Genomic DNA, 18,882 nt, shown 5'->3' with positions numbered 1-18,882 from the left:
TGGTTATTTTAAATAAATCAAATTTAGAAACTTCGCATTTCGAATATAGCTTAAATGTATTAAGTAAATTAAAAAAAGGAAGCTATCAGTTTTTTGATAAAGATTTTAAATTGCTTACCAACCTCAATATTACTAAAGAAAATATTGAAACTGTAAAATATGCTGTGAAATCCTTAACTCCGATTAAATCATCAGATCATGTGGAGCTTGAAACTCCTTTTAAAATCTGGGATCCTTCAACGGGAATTCATTTAGGACCGATCACTTTACATTTTTACAGTTTAATGTTCATTTTCGCATTTGGAATCGGATATTTCCTGATGACAAAAATGTATTCTATTGATGGTGTTGATACAAAATATGTGGAACCATTCTTCACATGGACTTTGATCGGAACTATTCTGGGAGCAAGATTGGGCCACGTTATCTTTTATCAGCCGGAATTATTCAAAGAAGATTTCTGGAGCGTATTTTTGCCGATAAGCACAAAAAACGGATTAAAATTCACAGGTTTTGCCGGTCTTGCCAGTCACGGAGCAACACTTGCGGTTATTATAACAACACTTTACTATTCTTATAAAATTGTGAAAAAAAATCCGCTGTGGGTTTTTGACAGATTAGGAATTGTAGTGGCTATTGGTGGCGCATTTGTGAGAATGGGTAACTTTTTCAACTCTGAAATTATAGGAAAACCAATCGATCCCACTTCACCTTTTGCATTATTATTTCCACAACAAAGCAGTGAATATGGTGTAACTGTTCCACGATATCCTACACAGTTGTTTGAAGCTGCAGGTTATGTTACTTTATTTGTCATCCTTTGGGTTTTGTATAGAAAAACTGACAAGAAATATCAACAAGGATGGTTATTTGGTCTGTTTTTTTTCCTTCTTTGGGCAATCAGATTTTCTGTAGAATTTTTAAAAGAACCTCAGGGAGACGAATTCATTTCGTTTGCAGGATTGAATACCGGACAGATTTTATCTATACCTTTTATGATCGCCGGATTGGTAATTATGATTTATTCTAAAAACAACAAAGCTTATCCTGAAACGGAAAAAACTGCTTAAGAAAGATTGAAAATATCATCAAAGTCACAACTGAGTTGTGACTTTTTTATTCAGGTACAAAAATGCATTTCCCAATTCGTCAATCACATCGGTGGGAAGCATAGATTCTTTTGAGAATTTTTCAGCAGCAAAATCTGCGGCTTTTCCATGAAGCCAGACTCCTAAAATGCAGGCATTTTTTTGAGAATATTTTTGTGCTAAAAGTGAAGTGATAATTCCCGTTAAAATATCGCCGCTTCCTCCTTTTGCGAGACCGGCATTTCCTGTAATATTGTAAAAAACCCTTCCTTCAGGTGTAATAATCTGCGTGTGATGATCTTTTAAAACAATATAAATTTGCAGTTCATTTGCTTTTTTTCTTGCCAGTTCCAGCCTTTCAAAAGAATTTTCAGTAGAACCAAAAAGTCTTTCAAATTCTTTCGGATGCGGTGTGATCACGGAATTTTTTGGAACTGCATTGATATGATCCTGACTTTTAGAAATAATATTTAAAGCATCCGCATCTAACATTAATGGATTTTCAGATTTTTTTAAAAATTGTAAAAGAGCTTGTTCTGTTTGCGATTCTGTACCTAAACCCGGTCCGATTCCGTAAACAGAATCTTTCTGAATTTCAATGTTATCTACATACTTTTCTCCGCCTGAAATAAACATTGCCTCCGGACAAATGGTTTGTAATATATCGTAACCGCAGTTTGGTGAAACCGTAAAGGTAAGCCCGGATCCTGTTTTCAAAGCTGATTTTGTGGAAAGAACTGCTGCACCCATTTTCCCATAGCTTCCTGCTACAATCGTGGCTTTACCATAAGTTCCTTTATGGGCAAAATCATTTCTTGGCTGAAAAATTTCTGTAATCATCTTATCATCAATGACAAAATAGTCAGAATCTGTTTTTTCTATATATTCTTTGTTTAAATCTATATCTAGAATGACAACTTTTCCTGTAAACTTTCCCGTTTCAGGGTGAAGAAAGCTCCGTTTCCAGAATTGAAAACTCAACGTATAATCTGCTTTGAAAATGGCTTGATCTTCTCCTGAAATCTTATCGGAAAAAAGTCCGGACGGAACATCGACCGATATTTTTACCTGATTCAATTTATTCAGCTTTTCAATTAACTCCACGTAAATTCCATCTAATTTTCTTGACAGTCCCGTTCCGAAAAGAGCATCAATAATCACAGTTTCATGGTCAAACTCAATTGAATCAACATCTTTGAAATGAAAAACCGAAATTCCGGAAAATTCTTTTAATCTCTTATGATTGATCTGAGCATCATCTGAAAATATTTCATTTGAAAAATCAATAAAAACATCAACGTTACAACCTTTTTGATAAAGTATTCTTGCAATGGCAAAACCATCTCCTCCATTATTACCGTTACCGCAAAAGACCGCAAATTTCATATGGTTTTTACAGTTTTGTAAAATCCAATCTGTACATTTTGCAGCCGCTCTTTCCATTAATGATATAGAAGATACAGGCTCATTTTTAATAGTAAACTCATCTGTTTCTTTTATCTTTTCTGCTGTGAAAATTTTCATTAAAACCAATTTTCAATAAAATTAATGATTATTGCCTGAAAAAATTTAGATTATCATCTTAAAAATCTGATAAATTTTGCCGAGATTACTATTTTTAAATTATATTTTTGTGTTAAACATTAAAAAATATAAATTATGGGATTTATAAAAGATTTTAAAGATTTTGCTTTTAAGGGCAACGTTGTTGATCTTGCAGTCGGTGTCATTATCGGTGCGGCTTTCAGTGCAATTGTAAAATCATTTGTAGATGATATCATCACGCCTCTATTATTGAACCCTGCCTTGGAAAAAGCAAACGTAAAAAACATCGCAGAACTTTCCTGGAACGGAGTAAAATATGGAAATTTCTTATCATCAGTTATTAGTTTCTTGATTGTCGCACTTGTTTTATTCTTTTTAATAAAAGGAATCGCAAGTTTGAGCAAAAAAGAAGACACCGTTGTAGAAGCTCCGGCAGGACCTACTGAAGATCAAAAACTATTGATGGAAATCAGAGATTTACTGAAAAATAAAAATAACATATAAAAAAACAAACTCGCCGCAAATCAATTTGTGGCGAGTTTGTTTTATAAAGAAATTCTTATTAATGAATCTGTAGAATGCTTGAGATTTGCTCTGCCAAAGAAAGCCCGATTCTGTCCTGAGCTTCTAAAGTTGATGCTCCCGTGTGAGGAGTCATTGAAATTTTAGCATGATTTAAAATCTCTTTTGAAGGAGTTGGTTCGTTGATGAAAACATCAAGACCTGCAAATTTTACTTTTCCTGAATCTAACGCTTCGACTAGAGCAGCCTCATCAATCACACCGCCTCTGGAGCAGTTTACGATGGCTACACCCTCTTTCATGATGTCAAACTCATTTTTACCGATCATAAAACCGTCTTTCTGAGCTGGAACGTGAAGCGTAATAAAATCTGAATGTTTCAGAACTTCCTGCAAAGGCTCAGTTTCTATATCTACATTGATGAATTGATTGTTGTAGAACGTCACTTTAATACTAGCTTTTCCGATCATATTATCAGCCGCAATCACTCGCATACCAAGACCTAAAGCTATTTTTGCCACTTCCTGCCCTATTCTTCCCATCCCGATTATTCCGATGGTTTTTCCTTTCAGTTCGATCCCGGCTGCATAAGCCTTTTTAAGGGAAGCAAATTCTGTATCACCTACCAAAGGCATTTTTCTGTTAGAATCCTGCAAAAATCTTGCTCCGGAAAATAAATGTGCAAAAACCAATTCAGCAACAGATTCAGAAGAAGCTGAAGGTGTATTGATTACGTGAATTCCTTTTCCTCTTGCATAATCCACATCAATATTATCCATTCCTACTCCGCCTCTGCCGATGATCTCGATTGACGGACAGTTGTCTATAATATCTTTTCTCACCTGCGTTGCACTTCTTACCAGAATTGTTCTGATTTTGTGTTCGTTTATATAATCAACCAAAGCTTCCTGAGGAACTTTTTTTGTAATTACTTCAAAACCTTTTTCCGTCAATGCATCAATCCCTGACTGATCTAAGCCGTCATTTGCTAAAACTTTCATATGTATCTGAATATTATTTAAAAATTGAAAGATTTAAAAATTAAAATATACATCACGTAAATTTCAATTTTTAAATCTTTTAATTACATTTTTTAATCTTTAAAAACTTCAATGGTTACTTGTTTCTCAACCAAATCAGTAAATTTTCCTTTGTATCTTGTCGCACGTACCAGATGATTATCGATCCAGTGGTAATTTCCGCCTCTTGGTTTTCCGCACAATACACTGTGGTATTTGAATCCGTGTTTGTCTAGCCATTCGATGGTAATCTGTTTCAGATTTTCAGTTCTTGAAGTAAAAAAACAAATTTGGTGACCTTCGTCATACCATTTATTGACAGTTTCCAGCGCATCCGGATAAGGCAGACAGGTAACCATTCTTTCCGGTTCTTCATTTGGAACATCATCAGTGATTGTTCCGTCGATATCAATCAAATAATTTTTGATTCCGTCCTTCAATATCGGACTTATATGCTCAATATAATCTAGTTCCATCTTCAATTTTTTAAAGCGCAAAGTTACACATTATCGGGTAAAGACTTGTATTAATCTTAGTTTATGCTAAAATTTTAACATAAAAAATATTTCAAAACAGATCAAAAATACTATTCTATTGAATAATTCATAAATATCGAGACGTTTTTTTATTTTAAAAAAAGCCAATGTTTCATAAATATTAAAAATTTTAAACAATTATTTTACGAAATCATGATTTAAACTTAAATTTGTAGGAATGGAAGAATACGTAGTTTTAGTAAATCCTGAAGATGAGGTTTTGGGTTTGATGGAAAAACAGCAGGCTCATATCAATGGTCTGTTACATCGTGCATTTTCTGTATTTTTATTTAACAATAAAGGCGAAATGCTTCTGCAGAAGCGTGCTTCGGCAAAATATCACTCTCCTAACCAATGGACAAATGCAGTTTGTTCTCATCCAAGAAACGGAGAAAATTATCTTGAGGGAGCAAAACGAAGAGTAAAAGAAGAATTGGGAATTGATGTTGATCTCTCAGAAAAATTCAATTTCATCTATAAAGCAGATGTCGGAGGCGGACTTTGGGAGCACGAGCTTGACTATGTTTTTACAGGATCTTATAATGCTGAGTTTAACCTTAATAAAGATGAAGTAAAAGAAGTGCGGTATATTTCTATGAAAGATCTTGATCAAGAAATATCCGAAAACCCTGAAAAATTCACAGAATGGTTTAAAATTATTCTGGAAGAATACAAACACCATTTTTAAATATAATGATGAAAAAAATAATATTTATAGTTTCAGTTTTCATAAGCGTTTTGTCTTATTCACAGAAAATAAGCACAGAACTTTATGACAGTGAAAACTACTCCATTGAAATGCCCGATACCTGGAAAGCCACTAACGATGCCGGAATTGTCAATATTTTCCCAACTAATCAAATTGGTGCCATCACAATTTCAGAATATGATGATTTGAATTTACCAAAAGAAGAAATCAAAAAATTTATTCTGGCTTTATATAAATCTTCCGATGAAGAAAAGAAAATCAAGACAGGAAGTGGTAAAAAGGGATATACAGAATACAATTACGAATTTTTTGATGAGCATGAAAAAATATTCTGGATCACAAAACTGCTTCAGAAAGAGAAAAAAATATATCTTCTCACCATCAATTGTCAACAAAAATACTGGAACGGAAACTATATGAAGCTTTTTAACGAAGCTTTTGAAACTTTTAAAATAAAGAAATAAAAATAAACATGAAGAAAACAGCCTTGTACGACAAACACGTTTCTTTGGGAGCGAAAATTGTACCTTTTGCAGGATTTGATATGCCTGTACAATATTCCGGAGTGACGGAAGAACACTTTGCGGTAAGAGAAAAAGCGGGATTATTTGACGTATCTCACATGGGACAGTTTTTCATTGAAGGTGAAGGCTCAAAAGATCTTTTGCAATTTGTCACCACAAACAATGTAGACGTTCTGGAAAACGAAAAAGCTCAGTATTCTTGCCTTCCAAACGAGAACGGAGGCATCGTTGATGACCTTATCGTTTATAAAATGGAGGACAATAAATATTTTGTTGTCGTAAACGCTTCAAACATCGAAAAAGACTGGAATCACATTTCAAAATACAACAGTTTCGGGGCGAAAATGACCAATGCTTCAGACGAAATGTCTCTTTTGGCAATCCAGGGTCCGAAAGCAACTGAAATTCTTCAGAAATTAACGGAGACCAACCTATCTGAGATCCCTTACTACCACTTTACGGTCGGAAGTGTTGCCGGAGTAAATGACGTAATTATTTCTAACACAGGTTATACCGGAAGCGGTGGTTTTGAAATTTATTTTAAAAACGAAAATGCAGAACAACTTTGGGACGAGATTATCAAAGCAGGAGAAAGCGAAGGAATCATTCCTTGCGGACTGGCTGCGAGAGATACTTTAAGACTTGAAAAAGGTTTCTGTCTTTACGGAATGGACATCGATGATACAACCTCTCCTATCGAAGCCGGATTAGGCTGGATTACAAAATTTGATAAAGATTTTGTGTCTAAAGAAATTTTCGCAAAACAAAAAGAAGAAGGTGTTACCCGAAAATTAGTAGGTTTTGAATTAACTGATAAAGGTGTTCCGAGACATGATTATCCGGTTGTTGATGCTGAAGGAAATGTGATTGGAAGAGTAACTTCAGGAACGCAGTCTCCAATGAAAAAGATCGGGTTGGGAATCGCTTATGTAGATAAACCTCATTTCAAATTGGGAACAGAAATTTTTATTCAGGTAAGAAATAAAAATATTCCTGCGAAAGTGGTGAAAATGCCTTTCGTTTAATAGAAATTTATTAGCAATAAAAAAACCACAGATTTGATCTGTGGTTTTTACTTTTTAAGAAAGAAATAAGAGTTTTAATTATTTCCGTTGAAATGGGCTCTTAAATTTTCAATATTTTTCTTATCGTTACCTATAAAAATCTCTGTATCTGTAAGGAAAACCGGACGCTTCAGGAAGGTGTAATGATCTAGCAGCAATTCTTTGAAATCATCTTCGCCCATTGTTTTCAAATCAAGTTCTCTCAATTTTATCTGGGTAGATTTTTTACTAAACAAATCCTCATAAGAATTGGTAATCTTGTGCATTGCTTCCACTTCCTCTTTTGTAATAGGCTCTTTTTTTATTTCACGCATCTCCCAATCTCTCAGATCAAATTTTGCTAAAATTTTCCTGCAAGTGTCGCAACTATTAAGATAAAATACTTTTTTCATCTATATTATAATTTATAATTTTTATTATTCAAGTTCAAAATTGAACATTTTGACAATATAACACTTTAAAACCTTAAAAGACGAATTTAATCTGACTTTTTGAAAATAATTAAATATCTTTAGTCAAATATTATAAAAAATGGATAACAAGCCGATTACTTTTCAATTTATTTCAGAGCCTTCCGATGTCAATTACGGAGGAAATGTGCATGGTGGAAGCGTTATGAAATGGATTGACCAGGCGGGATATGCCTGTGCAACAACATGGAGCGGAAACTATTCGGTCACGGTCTATGTTGGCGGAATCCGTTTCTATGACCCGATAAAAATCGGAGAAATTGTAAAAGTGGAAGCTCAGGTAATTTATACCGGCTCGTCGAGTATGCATATTTCCATCAATGTATTCTCCAGAAACCTGAAACAGCCCATTTTTGACAAAAAAACGCATTGCATTATTGTGTTTGTAGCAGTTGATGAAAACGGTAAAAAACTTCCTGTTCCCAAATGGATTCCTGAAACCAACGAGGAAAAACAGCAGGAAATGTACGCCAAACGTCTGATGGAACTGAGAACACAGATTGAAGATGAGATGAAACCATTTCTTTAAAATTAAACCATGCAGAGAATTGATTTTTTAAAACTGTCTTCTTTAGGATTTTTCGGATTGTACTCATGCGGAATTTCTAACTCATTAAAAAAAGATCATCGATTGGCAATACAACTTTACACAATACGCGAAGCTATTTCAAAAAACCTTGAAGAAGCATTAGAAAAACTGGCGGCATTAGGCTTTAAAGATCTGGAAATCTACGGATATGATGGAACTTTTTTTGGGAAAACTAAAGCTGAATTTCAATCTATACTAAACAATACAGGTTTAAAAGTCATCAGCTCACATCATCAAACCGGCGTTATTGATAACGGGAATGGAACTTTGATTAATAATTGGGAGAAATCTGTTGAAGATTTAAGTTTTATCGGTTCAAAATACATGGTCTGCTCTTATTTAGTTCCTGAAGAAAGAACACCTGAAAATTACATAAAGCTTCCTGAATTACTGAATAAATCGGCAGAAATCACACAGCATTCCGGTATTCAGTTTGCGTATCATAATCATGATTTCGAATTTGAAAAATTAGGCGACAACCAACTTATTTATGATTTCATTTTAGAAAATACCCCGCCAGATTTAGTCAAAATGGAACTCGATCTATACTGGATCACAAAAGCCGGATTTGACCCTTTAGATTATTTTGAAAAACATTCCGGAAGATTTCCATTATGGCATGTGAAAGATATGCAGAAGGATACCAAAAATTTCGCAGAAATTGGTAATGGTATTATTGATTTTAAAAGAATTTTTGAAGCAAAAGAAAAAGCGGGGCTTGAATATTGGTTTGTTGAGCAGGATTCGAGTGACAAAGATATTTTCGAAAGTATTACAATCAGTAAAAAATATATTGAGGACACATCATTTTTTAGACGGTAAAACATTTCCCTAAGACAATATAAAACGAAAGTCTTCCTTTACCGGAAGACTTTCTATTTTAAAAATTTTTATGATTAGCAGGTTATCACTTGTGGACAACCTATATATTGACTGCAATATTTAGGTCCCGTTACAGCTCCGGTACAGCTGCAACCGCACAGTGATAGATCCGGAGTGCCAATTTTGCCGACACCTCCGACAATATCTTTCAGATCAGCACTTTTTAATTTTTTAGCGTTTTTTAAAATTTCATTTAACATAGTAGTTTGGTTTTGAGGTTAAAAAATATGAAAGTCTTTGCTTATACCGCAAAATCATCGCAAGTATAAACTTGCGGACAGGCAATGTAAGTCGGGCAATATTTTGGTCCTGTAACCGCACCTGAACAGCTGCATCCGCAAAGCGATAAATCAGGAGTTCCAATTTTTCCGGCGCCTCCTGTAATTTCTTTCAGATCTGCACTTTTTAATTTCTTAGCATTTTTTAGAATTTCATTTAACATAATAATTTGGTTTTAAGTTGTAACTCAAATTTAACAATTATAACAACAACTTTTTAATTTATTTTATATTATTTATAACGTCGGATACAAACTCTTAGTATATCATTACAATATTTATGTTATGAATCAATTTAATATTACAAATCCAGAATTAAGTCTGATCCCATAAAAAAATCCTTTCAAATTTTCTTTGAAAGGATTTCTATTTATTTTTTAAACTATTTTATCTTGCGATATTTACAGCTCTTGTCTCTCTGATTACAGTGACTCTTACCTGTCCCGGATAAGTCAGCTCATTCTGAATTTTCTCAGAAATATCGTAAGAAAGTTGAGAAGCAATTTCGTCGTTCACTTTTCCGCTTTCTACCATTACTCTCAGTTCTCTACCCGCCTGAATTGCATAAGCACTTGAAACTCCGTCAAAACTTAATGCTGCAGCTTCAAGATCTTTTAATCTCTGGATATATGATTCTAAAACCTGTCGTCTTGCTCCCGGTCTCGCTCCGGAAATAGCATCGGCAACCTGAATGATCGGAGATAACAATGATGTCATTTCCACTTCGTCATGGTGGGCTCCGATTGCATTGATTACTTCAGGGTTTTCACCGTATTTCTCTGCCCATTGCATTCCTAACAAAGCGTGAGGAAGTTCAGATTCCTGCTCAGGAACTTTACCAATATCGTGTAGCAGACCTGCTCTTTTAGCCATTTTTACATTTAATCCCAATTCAGCAGCCATCGTTGCAGCGATATTTGCCACTTCTCTTGAGTGCTGTAATAGGTTTTGTCCGTAAGACGAGCGGTATTTCATTCTACCGACAATTTTCACCAATTCCGGGTGTAAACCGTGAATTCCCAGATCAATAATAGTTCTTTTTCCAACTTCAATGATCTCTTCTTCAATCATTTTCTTGGTTTTCTCTACCACCTCTTCGATTCTTGCAGGGTGAATTCTACCGTCAGTTACCAATCTGTGTAATGATAACCTTGCGATCTCTCTTCTTACAGGGTCAAAACATGAAAGAAGAATAGCTTCCGGAGTATCATCAACAATGATTTCTACACCTGTCATCGCTTCCAAAGCACGGATATTTCTACCTTCTCTACCGATAATTCTACCTTTTACTTCGTCTGATTCGATATTAAATACAGAAACTGAATTTTCAATTGCCTGCTCTGTACCAATTCTCTGAATAGTCTGAATAACAATTTTTCTAGCCTCGCTTTTTGCGTTCAGCTGAGCTTCTTCCATGATGCTCTGAACGTGTGCCTGAGCTCTGGTTTTAGCTTCAGCCTTCATGGTTTCTACCAGTTCTGCTTTAGCCTCTTCAGCCGTATAGTTTGAAATTTTTTCAAGCATTTCAACTTTCTTTGCCGTTGCAGAATCAAGGTCATGCTGTTTTTTCTCTAAAATCTCAGTTTTCTTAGCATAATCGGCGATCTGCCTGTCAAGATCTTTTTCTAATTTCCCTGCTTTGCTAAGCTCGTCATTGAGCTTATTTTCTTTGTCTTTGGTTCTTTTTTCAGCTTCCTGCATTTTCTTTTCACGAATCTGAATATCTGCATCATGCTGAGATTTTAATTCAAGAAATTTTTCTTTAGCCTGAAGATTTTTTTCTTTTTTTATCGATTCAGCTTGTACGGTAGCTTTTTCTATAAGATTTTCAGCTTTTTTGGTAGCATCGTCTATAATAAATTTACCTTTAGCATTCAGAGAGCTTTTAGAAAATACCATTCCTAAGACAGCGCCTATTACTAAACAAATAACGCCGATTATAATGGCTGTTGTTGTCATATATATATTGAGTTTTAATTGTCTAAATTTAAAATAAAAAAACCTACAATAATTCAGTGATTTAGAGTAAACTCCTGATCTCCACGATTTGATCTGATTCCTTTTCTCTGTAATCTGCGTAGTGCAGCACGCCATTGAAAAGGCTTTCGAACATTAATTGTTTAGTGTTGAGTTTACCTTAATGTGTTAGAATTACTGTAGGCAGTTTTTGTGGAAACTTATTTTCCAACTTCATTCAACGTCTGATTAATCTTGGCTAATCTTTCGTTAGTAGAATTTATATTTTTTTCGTAGTTCATAGACACTACTTCTGCATTGGTTCCCAGCTTAAGGGCACACATTGCCAAAGCATCCTGCTTGTCTCTTACATCGAAATTCTGTTCAAAATCTTTAATCATATTTTCAATCTGCTTCCCCACTTTTCGCAAAGTTTCTTCTTCTGCTGCGGGTACATTCAGCGGATATACTCTTCCTGCAATATTGATGGTTATTCTCCTTACCTCCATTATAATCCACTGTTTTGAAGCTGTGCAATACAAAAGTCTACTTCTTTCACCAATCTGTTGATGTGGCTTTTCATGAGTCTGTTGTGTTCAGGATTCCCTGATATTGCCGAATACAATTTTATATTTTTCTGTTCTTCTGCTAATACCTGATTTTTTTTTCGCTCTTCATCATATTTCATCTTCAGCTCTTCATGCTCTTTATTCAATTCTGATAACTTTTCAGAAAGATTTTGATGACTTTTATGAAGGTTCAAAATCTTTTTTTCCAGTTCTGAAAAATTGTTTTCTAATTCTTGAAGCATTTCAGGTTTCTAAATATTCTAACTAAAAGCAAAAATATGAAAATAAAAAGACTAACAAAAATAAAAGTCTCTATATTTTGACTAAAAACAAAAAGGAGATGCCAAAGCACCTCCTTTCTATATTAATTTTTTATTATATTATTCAAATTTCAATACAAACATTACGGCTCTTGTCTGTAAAGTAGAAACTGCTGAAGACCAATATGGCGGCGTAGTAGCATTATCAGCTACCATTTCGTTGTTCATAAAGAACGTTCCTCTGATTGCAGGAGTCAGTTTAAATTTATTAAAATAAAACTGAATTCCCATCTCTGCAGACCATGCAAAATTGTGCGTTGTAGATCTGAAAACCTGCTGTTGGTTATCATCTTCTGAATCAGAATTTGACTGTAAATTTACAATATAATTTACCCCTGCAGCAATGTACGGTCTTGAATTGTACCATCTTTCCCCATGAAGTTCCAATAATACAGGAACATCTACCAAAGTAGATTTAATTTCTCTCACTCTGTCTTTTTCAGTTAATGCAATCGGAGTAAACGGAGGGTTTTGAGGGTTTCCGTTCTGATAAATATCATTAGACTGAGTATTGAAGATCAATTGTCTTTGTGCAAACTGTAAACCCGGCTCTACTCTTACATCTAAATAATCGTTTAATCTGAATTTTGTGATAAGACCTGCACCGAAACTGTAACTTTCTTTTGAAGTGACAAGATTCTGGTTTCCGTTCATCCCGTATCTTGGATGAAGAACAATGCGGTAGTCTAGTCTATTTCCGTTTAAAAAGAACCCCCAGCTGAATTTTTGCTGGTCAAAATCTTCCAGCTTATCCATCCTGTTACGAGTTCTAAATTGCGCATCTGCAAAAGTTGCAATGCTAACTGATGCTAAAACCAGAGCTTTTAATAGAAATTTATTCATAGGTTATTTTGTTGCTTTATAAATTGTGGCTATACCTAAACTTAATTTTTTATATTCTACTTTCTTGAATCCTGTATCTAAAAGTATTTGTCTCATTTTTTCTCCAAAAGGAAAAGCATTTACAGAATCCGGAAGATAAGTATAAGCTCTGTTGTCTTTAGAAACCAATCTTCCGATTGCTGGTAATATATTTTTGAAATAAAACATATAAAACGGTCCTAAAAAACCTTCCACTTTTGAAAACTCGAGGATATACACACTTTTGTTTTCCTTTACTACTCTTCTCAGCTCTGCCAAACCTTTTGTAAGGTTCTCAAAGTTCCTTACTCCAAATGCAACGGAAACAGCATCAAATCTATTGTCCTCGAAAGGTAAATTTTCTGCATCGCCTTTCTGCATAGAAATTTTGCCGTCTAATTTAAGTTTTTTTATTTTAATAACGCCAACATTTAACATTTGTTGCGATAAATCTAAACCAACTACTTTTGCACCGGTTCCTTTTTCTACAGCAATTGCCAGATCGCCTGTTCCCGTAGCCACATCAAGAACCTCCTGCGGAGCATCTTCTTTCATCATGCGTACGAGCGTATTTCTCCACAAGACATCTATTTTCATAGATAAAGCATGGTTTAGCAAATCGTATTTCGGTGCTATATTGTCGAACATATCCTCTACCTGGCTTTTTTTTGTAGCCTCAGAATTGTAGGGAGTTACTTTATTGATATCGTTTGTCAAAACTTGTAATATTCTTTATAATAGTTAAGGTAATCTTGTTTTCTAAAGATCTTTGAACGGGATTCTACTTTATCAATATTTTTTATCAGTTTGTCATAATCTTCATCTACGTTGTAGTAAAAATCTTCTGTATAAAGCTTATTGAAGTGTTTTGCCCCTCCAAAATACGGTTTCCCGTCTATAATCGTTTTATCCAACGCCAAAAGTAATGAATCTTTTTTAAGATTGTACCCATAATATTGACGATTAATATAATAATCCTTATGAGCTATATTTATAAGACCTCTGATTTTATTCACTTCAAAGGCAGAATCGTATAATAATTTCTTATTCTGATCAAAAACTTTTATTGAATTTTTTCCCTTTTTAAGGTCAACATTTACATATTGACCGGCAGAAATAATCCCTTCAGATCCATTGTTGATTTTATAATAATATGTATCGGGAGTCGGGTTATCTACCAGATAATAATTTTTCTTTGCAAGTAAGAAGAAGTAAACTCCGAAAGCAAATATAAAAACTACAACAGCAATAAGTAACCCTTTTAAAGACGGATTGTTTTTCATAGATTGTAAAGCACAATTTTTGCAAATTTAATAATATTTTTAATTCTTTCTTATTAATATTAATTATTAACTTTGCATCTTTAAAAATTATTTGAACGAATGCCGAATACGATCATTATTGGTTCTGGATCTTACATTCCTAACAGAGTTATTGGTAGAGATTATTTTCTAAATTCTGAATTCTATACCGATGAAGGCGAAAAAATAGACAAGCCAACAGAAGAAATCATATCAAAATTTGTAGAAATTACAGAAATTGAAAACAGAAGATACATTGAAGACGACACTTCAAATTCAAAAATCGGTTACGAAGCTGCAAAAGTAGCTCTTGAAGATGCAAAAGTTGACGGTGAAGATTTAGACTATATCATCTATGCAAGTAATTTCGGAGAAGTAGGAACCAATGGTGCGGCGAGCTTTATGCCGAATATGGCGGGAAGAGTAAAGAATCATTTGGGCATCAAAAACAGAAAATGCATCACGTATGATATGATATTCGGTTGCCCAGGCTGGGTTGAAGCAATGATTTTGGCAGACAATCTTATCAAAGCAGGTGTAGCAAAAACCATTTTGGTAGTTGGCTCAGAAACCTTAAGCCGCGTTACCGATCCTTACGATAGAAATAAAATGATCTTTGCCGACGGAGCCGGTGCAGTTGTTGTAAAAGCAACTGACGAAGAAAATGTAGGAATTATTTCTCACAACACTATTTGCGATAACGGTCCTGAATTGGAATATTTGAGAAACGGCGCTTCTATCAATAAAGATTTTGACGATCAGAAACTGTACATCAGAATGATGGGAAGAAAAATCTACGAATATGCGCTGAAAAACGTTCCTACTGCTATTAAAGAAACCATTGATGATGCAGGACTTTCTATTGAAGACATTGATAAAATTTTGATTCATCAAGCCAATGCAAAGATGGATTATGCAATGATAGAAAGACTTCACAAGCTTTACGATGTGAAAGATTATGACCATGCAATATCACCAATGACGATTCAGGAGTTTGGAAATTCTTCTGTAGCAACCATTCCTACCATGTTTGATTTAATAATTAAAGGAAAAATGGATGGTCAAACGTTTAAAGATAAAGGGAACATTGTAATGACTTCGGTAGGTGCCGGAATGAACATCAATGCGATCGTTTATAAATTTCCTTAAGACTTAAAATTAATCTAAAAAAATATTAAAAGCACAAAGGAATTTTTCTTTTGTGCTTTTTTAAAACTCAGTTATGCAAAGAAATTTTTTATTTATAGCTGCTATCTTCCTGTTTCTTGAAATCTATATTTATCAGGCAATAAGAACGTTAACAGATAATTCGTGGATCAAAGCAGGTTACTGCATTTTATCTCTCGCTGTTTACGGATTCTTTGCTTATGAAGTTTCTCATTTTCAAAGATCAGACAGAAGCACCATGAGAGCGCAGATCATGATCTCACTGTTTTTAGTTTTTATTTTACCTAAAATTTTCATTGTATTATTTTTATTAATTGATGATATTTTCAGGACGGGAGGATATTTAGTGGGCTTAACAAGACCAACTGAAAATTTCTTCCCGGAAAGAAGAAAGTTTTTAAGCATTATGGGACTTGGCTTAGGCGGCGTGCTTTCTGCTTTGTTTATTGACGGCATTACCTTTGGAAAATACCGACACAAAGTAAGAAGAGTCAAAGTAAAAATCAAAAATCTTCCAGATAGTTTTAAAGGATACAAAATTATACAGATTTCAGATGTTCACAGCGGAAGTTTCTCTGATCCGAGTAAATTGGAGCACGCAATTGAGTTGATCAACGAACAGAATCCTGATCTGGTATTATTTACAGGGGATATGGTGAATAACGTTTCTGATGAGTTTAAACCATTTATTCCTCTTTTTTCTAAAATCAAAGCAAAAGACGGTAAATTTGCGGTGCTAGGAAATCATGATTACGGTGATTATGTAATATGGGAATCTCCTAATGCTAAAAGAGTGAATCTTGAGACATTGATTGAATACGAAAGACAGGCGGGCTTTGACATGTTAATGAATGAAAACCGCGCGATCGACAGAAATGGAGAAAAATTATACATTTTAGGTGTAGAAAACTGGGGATTAAAACCTTTTCCACAATTTGGAAAAATTGATAAAGCCCTGGAAAACGTACCGCAAAACGCTGCAAAAATATTAATGAGCCACGACCCTACTCATTTTGATTATGTGGTTAAAAAACATCCTGCAGATATTAGTTTGACGCTTTCCGGTCACACTCACGGAATGCAGTTTGGTCTAGATCTGAAAAACATCAAATGGTCACCGGTTCAATATCGTTATCCGAAATGGGCAGATCTGTATGAAAGCGAAGGAAAAATGCTTTATGTGAACCGTGGTTTCGGAGTTTTAGGTTATCCTGGAAGAGTTGGAGTTTTGCCTGAGATTACACTTTTGGAACTTTCTTAGTTCTACATTGATTAGAAAATTCTATGAAAATAATTGATGTTGAATTTAAATCATGGTTCTTGCTGAGTCATGAAAACAGCTATTACATTGATGTAAATTGCAGTTATTCATTTGTTGGTTTTAATATGCTTATTCAATTAAATCAGTCAGAATTGGATGAATATAAAAATCATGGGAGAGACTATTTAAATTCTCTAGTAAAAAACATTCAGCAGTATGCGCTTTCGCATTACAAAGAACGAAATACAAAAGGTGACATCGAAAGAATAGCGAATGAAGCTATCATAAAATTTTTAGAAGAAAAGTAGCAACAAAAAGTTTTAAAGAATCAAAATATATAATCCTTCATTCTCGAAGTTGCCATTTCCTTTTCGTTAATCCATGTCAAGAAAGCTTCCAGTTTATCTTCCATTTTTTTCCCGCAATTAAAGCTTCTGTAAAACGGAACTTTAAAGTTGTATTTCTTTACGTCTGTGAGCTGCCAAACATCAAGATAAATCAAAACAAAATCATCATTTTTTAAAGTCTCAAAAACCATACTCTGATAGTATTTCATCGGCAAGACCTGAAACACAAAATCATTATAAGGAAGCTGACTGTATGGCGAAATACTTTCCGGAACAATGCTTATCCCATTTTCTTCAGTAATATCACAATCTCTTTTCAAACGTTTAAAAGGAAACAAAATATCTGCGTTATCAATATTTGAAATATAATTGAATCCCATCAATTTCAAATCATTTTCTCCAATTTTAAATTCCTTTTGGCGAATACCTTTGATCTGCTTTTCAAGAAAATCTTCAGCTGATTTTTTAGCTTCCTCAATCTGTGAAGCCGAGGAATTTTTATTGTAAAAAGCAATTTCATGCCCTTGAGCAGAAATTGCTTTTATTAGATTTTTGAGTTTTTCTACGATTGAAATTTCAACAAAAAAGCTCGCTTTAATTTCATGAATATCTAAAATTCTCAGAACCGATTTCGTATTTGATTCGGTAATATCCAACCTTTCATTATCAGAAATCTGAAAACCTTTTTTGGTTTCAGATTCAATATTTACAATATTAAAGGTCAGTAAAATCATTTAAATTAAATTTTAGATAAATATTATAATCAATTAATAATCAGTAGTTAAAATTAATTCTATTTAAATTTATTTTTAGACAATTAATTTTTATTTAATTTCACTTTTAAATTCTTGATCATATCTTTAGACATCTCTGAAATTCCGAAATCATAAGAAAGATTCCAATCTTTTTTTGCGATAGAATCATCAATTGATGACGGCCAGGAATCTGCAATTGCCTGTCTGAAATCAGGTTTATAATTGATCTCAAATTCAGGAATTTCTTTCTGAATTTCAGCAGCCAATTCTTTTGGTGTAAAAGACATTCCCCCTAAATTGTAAGATGAACGAACCGTCAGACTCTCTTTCGGAGCTTCCATTAATTTCAAAGTTGCATTGATTGCATCATCCATATACAACATCGGCATTGCCGTATCTTCAGAAATGAAACTTGTATATTTCCCCTCTTCTACTGCTTCATAAAAAATCTCTACTGCATAATCTGTAGTTCCACCACCTGCAGGAGTTTTCCAAGAGATCAATCCCGGATATCGAATACTTCTTACATCAACTCCATGTTTATCAAAATAATATTCGCACCATTTTTCACCCGCCATTTTTGAAATTCCGTAGACAGTAGTCGGATTTAAAACGACATCCTGAGCTACGTCATTTTTAGGAATTCCTTTCCCAAATACAGCAATCGAACTTGGCCAGAAAATCTTTTTAAGCAAACCTTCCTTCGCCATTTCACAAAAATGAAGAAGAGGCTCAAGATTAAGTTTCCATGCAAAAACCGGTTGCTTTTCAGAAGTTCCTGACAATAATGACGCCAAATGATAAACTGTGGTGATATCATAATCCTTAATGACCTGTCTCACCAATTGCGTATTGGTAACATCCATTCTTTCATAATATCCTGCAGAAGTAAGGTCTTTTTGCCATCTGTCGAGCCCGGAAGCAACTACATTTTCAGCTCCGTGAATTTCTACAAGTCTATTGGTAAGCTCTGTGCCAATCTGCCCCAAAGCTCCTGTGATGAGAATTTTTTCCGTGAAGGATTCCATTTTTATTTTTTATTAGATGAGTAAAAGCAAAAATAGATATTTTGGCTACTATAAGAAAACAAAATTGTAAATTCGGATATAATTTTTGTCAT

Annotated in this window: 23 protein-coding genes; 10 read left to right on the top strand and 13 right to left on the bottom strand. The window is 34.1% G+C overall.

All coding sequences use genetic code 11. From position 1 onward, the window contains the following. Positions 1-200 precede the first annotated feature (200 nt). Entirely contained in the window at positions 201-1,070 is an 870-nt protein-coding gene (gene lgt / locus AC4FQ5_RS01680) for a prolipoprotein diacylglyceryl transferase (protein ID WP_491140900.1), read from the top strand. A 24-nt stretch (positions 1,071-1,094) separates the two neighbouring features. Here lgt and AC4FQ5_RS01675 read toward each other — a convergent pair whose 3' ends face one another. Then, positions 1,095-2,612 (bottom strand): NAD(P)H-hydrate dehydratase, encoded by a 1,518-nt coding sequence (locus AC4FQ5_RS01675; protein WP_491140766.1) that lies wholly within the window; start codon positions 2,610-2,612, stop codon positions 1,095-1,097. A gap of 135 nt (positions 2,613-2,747) precedes the next feature. On the opposite strand from AC4FQ5_RS01675, the gene mscL reads away from it, so the two are divergent. Next, complete coding sequence (mscL, locus tag AC4FQ5_RS01670; protein WP_491140765.1) at positions 2,748-3,137, top strand: large conductance mechanosensitive channel protein MscL; 390 nt, start codon at positions 2,748-2,750, stop codon at positions 3,135-3,137. Between the two features lie 58 nt (positions 3,138-3,195). Here mscL and AC4FQ5_RS01665 read toward each other — a convergent pair whose 3' ends face one another. Both AC4FQ5_RS01665 and AC4FQ5_RS01660 read right to left on the bottom strand, forming a co-directional pair. Continuing rightward, the gene (locus tag AC4FQ5_RS01665; protein WP_491140764.1) at positions 3,196-4,155 is read right to left on the bottom strand and encodes an NAD(P)-dependent oxidoreductase; all 960 of its coding nucleotides are present in this window, start codon (positions 4,153-4,155) and stop codon (positions 3,196-3,198) included. A 92-nt stretch (positions 4,156-4,247) separates the two neighbouring features. Beyond that, on the bottom strand, positions 4,248-4,649 hold the full coding sequence (locus AC4FQ5_RS01660; protein ID WP_491140763.1) for an LNS2 domain-containing protein: 402 nt from the start codon (positions 4,647-4,649) through the stop codon (positions 4,248-4,250). Between the two features lie 238 nt (positions 4,650-4,887). Between AC4FQ5_RS01660 and idi the strand changes: the two genes are divergently transcribed. Genes idi through gcvT form a run of 3 tightly spaced genes read left to right on the top strand, consistent with a single transcriptional unit; the run spans position 4,888 to position 6,967 of the window. Then, positions 4,888-5,397, top strand: coding sequence for an isopentenyl-diphosphate Delta-isomerase (gene idi, locus AC4FQ5_RS01655; RefSeq protein ID WP_491140762.1), 510 nt, complete (start codon positions 4,888-4,890; stop codon positions 5,395-5,397). A gap of 8 nt (positions 5,398-5,405) precedes the next feature. Then, positions 5,406-5,882, top strand: coding sequence for a hypothetical protein (locus AC4FQ5_RS01650; RefSeq protein ID WP_491140761.1), 477 nt, complete (start codon positions 5,406-5,408; stop codon positions 5,880-5,882). An 8-nt stretch (positions 5,883-5,890) separates the two neighbouring features. Continuing rightward, on the top strand, positions 5,891-6,967 hold the full coding sequence (gcvT, locus tag AC4FQ5_RS01645) for a glycine cleavage system aminomethyltransferase GcvT (RefSeq protein ID WP_491140760.1): 1,077 nt from the start codon (positions 5,891-5,893) through the stop codon (positions 6,965-6,967). A 74-nt stretch (positions 6,968-7,041) separates the two neighbouring features. On the opposite strand, the gene AC4FQ5_RS01640 is transcribed toward gcvT, so the two are convergent. Further along, positions 7,042-7,398 (bottom strand): arsenate reductase family protein, encoded by a 357-nt coding sequence (locus AC4FQ5_RS01640; RefSeq protein WP_491140759.1) that lies wholly within the window; start codon positions 7,396-7,398, stop codon positions 7,042-7,044. 139 nt (positions 7,399-7,537) lie between these two features. Here AC4FQ5_RS01640 and AC4FQ5_RS01635 point away from each other — a divergent pair, with 139 nt between their 5' ends. Both AC4FQ5_RS01635 and AC4FQ5_RS01630 read left to right on the top strand, forming a co-directional pair. Next, on the top strand, positions 7,538-8,005 hold the full coding sequence (locus AC4FQ5_RS01635; protein WP_491140758.1) for an acyl-CoA thioesterase: 468 nt from the start codon (positions 7,538-7,540) through the stop codon (positions 8,003-8,005). 9 nt (positions 8,006-8,014) lie between these two features. Next, entirely contained in the window at positions 8,015-8,887 is an 873-nt protein-coding gene (locus AC4FQ5_RS01630) for a sugar phosphate isomerase/epimerase family protein (protein ID WP_491140757.1), read from the top strand. A 301-nt stretch (positions 8,888-9,188) separates the two neighbouring features. Here AC4FQ5_RS01630 and AC4FQ5_RS01625 read toward each other — a convergent pair whose 3' ends face one another. The 7 genes from AC4FQ5_RS01625 to AC4FQ5_RS01595 all read right to left on the bottom strand — a co-directional run bounded on the left by AC4FQ5_RS01625 (position 9,189) and on the right by AC4FQ5_RS01595 (position 14,214). After that, complete coding sequence (locus AC4FQ5_RS01625; protein WP_491140756.1) at positions 9,189-9,389, bottom strand: hypothetical protein; 201 nt, start codon at positions 9,387-9,389, stop codon at positions 9,189-9,191. Between the two features lie 223 nt (positions 9,390-9,612). Beyond that, positions 9,613-11,184, bottom strand: a complete 1,572-nt coding sequence (gene rny / locus AC4FQ5_RS01620) for a ribonuclease Y (protein ID WP_491140755.1) — start codon at positions 11,182-11,184, stop codon at positions 9,613-9,615. 218 nt (positions 11,185-11,402) lie between these two features. Further along, positions 11,403-11,690: a cell division protein ZapA gene (locus AC4FQ5_RS01615; RefSeq protein ID WP_229984527.1), complete on the bottom strand. Its 288-nt coding sequence runs from the start codon at positions 11,688-11,690 to the stop codon at positions 11,403-11,405. After that, positions 11,690-11,992, bottom strand: coding sequence for a hypothetical protein (locus AC4FQ5_RS01610; protein WP_263001508.1), 303 nt, complete (start codon positions 11,990-11,992; stop codon positions 11,690-11,692). The genes AC4FQ5_RS01615 and AC4FQ5_RS01610 overlap by 1 nt, the downstream gene beginning before the upstream one ends. 138 nt (positions 11,993-12,130) lie before the next feature. Then, positions 12,131-12,913, bottom strand: coding sequence for a type IX secretion/gliding motility protein PorT/SprT (gene porT / locus AC4FQ5_RS01605; protein WP_491140754.1), 783 nt, complete (start codon positions 12,911-12,913; stop codon positions 12,131-12,133). A 3-nt stretch (positions 12,914-12,916) separates the two neighbouring features. Further along, positions 12,917-13,648 (bottom strand): bifunctional demethylmenaquinone methyltransferase/2-methoxy-6-polyprenyl-1,4-benzoquinol methylase UbiE, encoded by a 732-nt coding sequence (gene ubiE, locus AC4FQ5_RS01600; RefSeq protein ID WP_491140753.1) that lies wholly within the window; start codon positions 13,646-13,648, stop codon positions 12,917-12,919. Continuing rightward, positions 13,645-14,214, bottom strand: a complete 570-nt coding sequence (locus tag AC4FQ5_RS01595) for a hypothetical protein (protein ID WP_491140752.1) — start codon at positions 14,212-14,214, stop codon at positions 13,645-13,647. The genes ubiE and AC4FQ5_RS01595 overlap by 4 nt, the downstream gene beginning before the upstream one ends. 99 nt (positions 14,215-14,313) lie before the next feature. On the opposite strand from AC4FQ5_RS01595, the gene AC4FQ5_RS01590 reads away from it, so the two are divergent. The 3 genes from AC4FQ5_RS01590 to AC4FQ5_RS01580 all read left to right on the top strand — a co-directional run bounded on the left by AC4FQ5_RS01590 (position 14,314) and on the right by AC4FQ5_RS01580 (position 16,968). Continuing rightward, positions 14,314-15,381, top strand: coding sequence for a 3-oxoacyl-ACP synthase III family protein (locus tag AC4FQ5_RS01590; protein ID WP_491140751.1), 1,068 nt, complete (start codon positions 14,314-14,316; stop codon positions 15,379-15,381). Between the two features lie 73 nt (positions 15,382-15,454). Next, positions 15,455-16,660, top strand: a complete 1,206-nt coding sequence (locus tag AC4FQ5_RS01585; RefSeq protein ID WP_491140750.1) for a metallophosphoesterase — start codon at positions 15,455-15,457, stop codon at positions 16,658-16,660. A gap of 125 nt (positions 16,661-16,785) precedes the next feature. Then, the gene (locus AC4FQ5_RS01580) at positions 16,786-16,968 is read left to right on the top strand and encodes a hypothetical protein (RefSeq protein ID WP_491140749.1); all 183 of its coding nucleotides are present in this window, start codon (positions 16,786-16,788) and stop codon (positions 16,966-16,968) included. Between the two features lie 20 nt (positions 16,969-16,988). Here the strand turns inward: AC4FQ5_RS01580 and AC4FQ5_RS01575 are convergent, their stop codons facing one another. Then, the gene (locus AC4FQ5_RS01575) at positions 16,989-17,741 is read right to left on the bottom strand and encodes a polysaccharide deacetylase family protein (RefSeq protein WP_491140748.1); all 753 of its coding nucleotides are present in this window, start codon (positions 17,739-17,741) and stop codon (positions 16,989-16,991) included. An 83-nt stretch (positions 17,742-17,824) separates the two neighbouring features. Further along, entirely contained in the window at positions 17,825-18,790 is a 966-nt protein-coding gene (locus AC4FQ5_RS01570; RefSeq protein WP_491140747.1) for an NAD-dependent epimerase/dehydratase family protein, read from the bottom strand. Between the last annotated feature and the right edge of the window lie 92 nt (positions 18,791-18,882).

Source organism: Chryseobacterium sp. DT-167 (assembly GCF_058310155.1).
This window is presented reverse-complemented; position numbering and strand designations above follow the sequence as displayed.

Bases quoted from the DNA above. Each gene is read 5' to 3' on its own strand.
- idi (WP_491140762.1), top strand. From the start codon at position 4,888: ATGGAAGAATACGTAGTTTTAGTAAATCCTGAAGATGAGGTTTTGGGT.
- AC4FQ5_RS01615 (WP_229984527.1), bottom strand. From the start codon at position 11,690: ATGGAGGTAAGGAGAATAACCATCAATATTGCAGGAAGAGTATATCCG.
- AC4FQ5_RS01660 (WP_491140763.1), bottom strand. From the start codon at position 4,649: ATGGAACTAGATTATATTGAGCATATAAGTCCGATATTGAAGGACGGA.
- AC4FQ5_RS01575 (WP_491140748.1), bottom strand. From the start codon at position 17,741: ATGATTTTACTGACCTTTAATATTGTAAATATTGAATCTGAAACCAAA.
- AC4FQ5_RS01665 (WP_491140764.1), bottom strand. From the start codon at position 4,155: ATGAAAGTTTTAGCAAATGACGGCTTAGATCAGTCAGGGATTGATGCA.
- AC4FQ5_RS01625 (WP_491140756.1), bottom strand. From the start codon at position 9,389: ATGTTAAATGAAATTCTAAAAAATGCTAAGAAATTAAAAAGTGCAGAT.
- AC4FQ5_RS01580 (WP_491140749.1), top strand. From the start codon at position 16,786: ATGCTTATTCAATTAAATCAGTCAGAATTGGATGAATATAAAAATCAT.
- AC4FQ5_RS01635 (WP_491140758.1), top strand. From the start codon at position 7,538: ATGGATAACAAGCCGATTACTTTTCAATTTATTTCAGAGCCTTCCGAT.
- AC4FQ5_RS01675 (WP_491140766.1), bottom strand. From the start codon at position 2,612: ATGAAAATTTTCACAGCAGAAAAGATAAAAGAAACAGATGAGTTTACT.
- AC4FQ5_RS01630 (WP_491140757.1), top strand. From the start codon at position 8,015: ATGCAGAGAATTGATTTTTTAAAACTGTCTTCTTTAGGATTTTTCGGA.
- AC4FQ5_RS01570 (WP_491140747.1), bottom strand. From the start codon at position 18,790: ATGGAATCCTTCACGGAAAAAATTCTCATCACAGGAGCTTTGGGGCAG.
- AC4FQ5_RS01590 (WP_491140751.1), top strand. From the start codon at position 14,314: ATGCCGAATACGATCATTATTGGTTCTGGATCTTACATTCCTAACAGA.
- AC4FQ5_RS01650 (WP_491140761.1), top strand. From the start codon at position 5,406: ATGAAAAAAATAATATTTATAGTTTCAGTTTTCATAAGCGTTTTGTCT.
- porT (WP_491140754.1), bottom strand. From the start codon at position 12,913: ATGAATAAATTTCTATTAAAAGCTCTGGTTTTAGCATCAGTTAGCATT.
- AC4FQ5_RS01585 (WP_491140750.1), top strand. From the start codon at position 15,455: ATGCAAAGAAATTTTTTATTTATAGCTGCTATCTTCCTGTTTCTTGAA.
- gcvT (WP_491140760.1), top strand. From the start codon at position 5,891: ATGAAGAAAACAGCCTTGTACGACAAACACGTTTCTTTGGGAGCGAAA.
- AC4FQ5_RS01610 (WP_263001508.1), bottom strand. From the start codon at position 11,992: ATGCTTCAAGAATTAGAAAACAATTTTTCAGAACTGGAAAAAAAGATT.
- rny (WP_491140755.1), bottom strand. From the start codon at position 11,184: ATGACAACAACAGCCATTATAATCGGCGTTATTTGTTTAGTAATAGGC.
- AC4FQ5_RS01595 (WP_491140752.1), bottom strand. From the start codon at position 14,214: ATGAAAAACAATCCGTCTTTAAAAGGGTTACTTATTGCTGTTGTAGTT.
- AC4FQ5_RS01640 (WP_491140759.1), bottom strand. From the start codon at position 7,398: ATGAAAAAAGTATTTTATCTTAATAGTTGCGACACTTGCAGGAAAATT.
- mscL (WP_491140765.1), top strand. From the start codon at position 2,748: ATGGGATTTATAAAAGATTTTAAAGATTTTGCTTTTAAGGGCAACGTT.